We start from the raw sequence: 3,061 nt of genomic DNA, 5'->3' as shown, positions 1-3,061 counted from the left end.
CATCAAGTCGACGGCTAGCTCGGCGCGCTCAGCTTTCGGCAGGGCCTGGACGATCGTCACCAGCGGTTTCGGTCGCGCCACGAACTCCACGCGACCGGCCCGGACGGCCAGCCGGTCCTTGCCGGACACCTCGGTGACGACGGCCTCGGCCCGGGTACCCCGCCCATCGCCCAGGATCACCGGTTCGCCCGCCTTCAGACGGGTCACCGTGACGGCGTGACGGCCCTCCGGACCGGTCACCAACGCACTCGCTCCGGCGCGCGGGACCTCGTCGACCCAGAAGACCGGCGGCGTCATCGACCGGCGAAGACATTGCGCAATCGCGAGAAGACGCCGCCGGAGGCGCCCTTCGAGGCGGCCGTCACCAACTCGACGTCGTCGGTGGTGGTCTCCTTCAATTGGCGCAGCAGATCAGCGGTAGCCGAGTCGACCTTGGTCGGTACGACTACTTCCAGGTGCGCATGCAAATGCCCGCGCAGGCCGGTGTTCAGGTGCGGAATGCCTTTGCCCTTGACCGTGACGACCGCACCCGGCTGCGTGCCGGGGTCGATGTGGACGGTCGCGGTGCTGCCCAGCACGCTGGGCACCTCGATCTGCGCACCGAGGGCGGCGTCGGCGATCGGCACCCGAACGGTGCAGTGCAGGTCATCCTTGTCGCGAACGAAGACATCGTCGGACTTCTCGCGGATTTCGACGAAAAGATCGCCGGCTGGACCGCCGCCCGGACCCACTTCACCCTGCCCGGCTAAACGCACGTTCATGCCGTTCTCGACACCTGCCGGGATCTGGACGGTCAGGGTGCGCTGCGCGCGGACCCGGCCGTCGCCGCCACAGCTGAGGCACGGATCGGGGATCACTTCGCCAGCACCGCGGCATTCCGGACATTCACGGACCGACATCACGTTGCCGAGGATCGACCGCTGCACCGACTGGATCTCGCCGTGCCCCTTACAGGTCTGACAGGTGACCGGCCGCGACTCGTCGCGGGTGCCCGCGCCATGGCAGGTCTCGCAGAGCACCGCCGTGTTGATGGGGATCTCGCGTTCGGTGCCGGCGGCGATCTCCTCCAGATCGAGCGTCACCTTCGCGTAGCCGCGCTCGCCCGGCCGCACCCGCCCGCGCGGTCCGCGGCCACCGAAGCCGCCGCCCCCACCACCGAAAATGGTGCTGAAGATGTCACCCAGGCCGCCGAAGTCGCCACTGAATCCACCCCCCATACCGCTCGGACCGGCCAGCGGATCACCGCCAGCGTCGACGATGCGACGCTTCTCCGGATCGGAGAGCACGCCGTAGGCGGTGGTGATCTCTTTGAACCGCTCTTCTTCGCTCGGATTGACATCCGGGTGCAACTCACGAGCCAGCCGACGATACGACCGTTTGATCTCCTGCTCGGTTGCACCCCGGGACAGGCCGAGGATTCCGTAGTAGTCACGCGCCACGCGAAAGACTTCCTTTGCTCAACTTCTCAACTGCGGTCGGCGAGCACTTCGCCGACGTATCGGGCTACGGCAGCCACCGCCGCCATGGTCCCCGGGTAGTCCATCCGGGTCGGTCCCACCACGCCGACGCCACCGAATACATTGCCCGAAGCACCGTACCCGGTGGAGACCACCGACGTGCTACGCAGGTTCTCCACCAGCGTCTCCTCGCCAATCTGCACGGTGACGTGACTGTTCTTGCGGGCATGGGAGAGTAACCGCAGGATCACAACCTGTTCTTCCAACGCCTCAAGCACCGAGTCCATTCCGCCGGTCGCCGGCGCAAAGTCCCCGGCGCTGCGTGCCAGGTTCGACGTCCCGCCCAACACCAGTCGATCTTCGGGGCGCTCCACCAGGGTTTCGATCAGCACGGTCGCGATCTCCAGAATGGGACGCGCCAATTCCGGCGGCGCGGTGTCGGTGAGCATGGCCACCGCCGCGGTCGCCTCGTTCAGCCTCTTACCGTCCAGCGCGGTGCCGAACAGATGGCGCACCTGGGCGAGCACGCCGTCGTCGAGCGGCTCGGTGAGCGTCATCATCCGCTGCTCCACCCGGCCGGTATCGGTGATGACCACCAGCAGCAGACGCTGCGGGCCGAGCGCGACCACTTCCAGGTGGCGCACGCGCGCCGACGAGAGCACCGGATACTGGATCACCGCGACCTGATTGGTCAGCTCGGCGAGCAGTCGGACACTGCGACGCAGCACGTCGTCGAGGTCGACGGCGGTATCGAGGAAGTTCAGGATGGCTCGTCGTTCCGACGGCGACAGCGGCTTGACCTCATTGATGCGGTCGACAAAGACTCGATAGCCCTTGTCCGTGGGCACCCGGCCGGAACTGGTGTGCGGCTGCACGATCAAACCTTCGGCCTCGAGCACCGCCATATCGCTGCGGACCGTGGCGCTGGAGACCCCGAGCCGATGGCGATCGACCAGCGCTTTAGACGCGATCGGCTCATGTGTTGCGACAAAATCGGTGACGATGGCACGCAGAATCTCGAAACGCCGATCATCGGTGGTCGACACTTGGGCACCTCCCTCACACAATGTGCTTACAGTGGTCGTACTGACGGCCGGTGTGCAGTGCGAATCGCCGGACTCGTAGTAATTCTAGTGAATGGACCGGAAGGACCGACACCGCATGATCTTCAAGGGCGTCCAGGAGGGTCGGCCATATCCTGCTCTGGGTCTGACGCCCCGGGAATGGGCGCAGATCCCGCCGCGGCAGTTCCGGCTGGACCAGCTCAACACGGTGACGACAGTGCTTGCGCTCGACAAGCTGCTGTCGGAGGATTCCACCTTCTACGGCGACCTGTTCGCGCATGTCGTGCACTATCAAGGAGAACTCTATCTGGAGGACGGGCTGCACCGCGCCGTCCGTTCAGCGCTGCGGAACCGCACCATCGTGCACGCCCGGCTGCTCGACCTCGACGAGGTGATCGGCAGCGGCGGCGCCATCCCGGTCGCCACCAGCGACGCAGTCGGCACCGCCAATTCCTTCGCGATCCCGATGGGCGCCACCGACCAGTTGCCGCCTACCTCGGCGCGCCCGGCCAACCCGCGCCGCGCCCGACCCTCCCGCGG

At 66.6% G+C, this 3,061-nt stretch carries 4 protein-coding genes; 1 reads left to right on the top strand and 3 read right to left on the bottom strand.

Annotation, left to right across the window (positions count from 1 at the left end; all coding sequences use genetic code 11):
- The 3 genes from WAW85_RS12060 to hrcA form a co-directional block, all read right to left on the bottom strand.
- Positions 1-297, bottom strand: a 297-nt coding sequence (locus tag WAW85_RS12060) for an RNA methyltransferase PUA domain-containing protein (protein WP_422559852.1), incomplete at its 3' end; no start/stop codon positions are given.
- On the bottom strand, positions 294-1,439 hold the full coding sequence (gene dnaJ, locus WAW85_RS12055; protein WP_422559851.1) for a molecular chaperone DnaJ: 1,146 nt from the start codon (positions 1,437-1,439) through the stop codon (positions 294-296). The genes dnaJ and WAW85_RS12060, both read right to left, overlap by 4 nt.
- 26 nt (positions 1,440-1,465) lie before the next feature.
- Positions 1,466-2,503: a heat-inducible transcriptional repressor HrcA gene (hrcA, locus tag WAW85_RS12050; protein WP_422559850.1), complete on the bottom strand. Its 1,038-nt coding sequence runs from the start codon at positions 2,501-2,503 to the stop codon at positions 1,466-1,468.
- A 115-nt stretch (positions 2,504-2,618) separates the two neighbouring features.
- On the opposite strand from hrcA, the gene WAW85_RS12045 reads away from it, so the two are divergent.
- On the top strand, positions 2,619-3,061 hold a 443-nt coding region (locus tag WAW85_RS12045), incomplete at its 3' end, for a type II toxin-antitoxin system VapB family antitoxin (RefSeq protein ID WP_422559849.1).

It is taken from the genome of Gordonia sp. (in: high G+C Gram-positive bacteria) (genome assembly GCF_049299075.1).
Classification (GTDB): Bacteria; Actinomycetota; Actinomycetes; order Mycobacteriales; family Mycobacteriaceae; genus Gordonia.
Note: the sequence above shows the minus strand (reverse complement) of the source record. Positions and strands in the feature narration are given on the sequence as shown.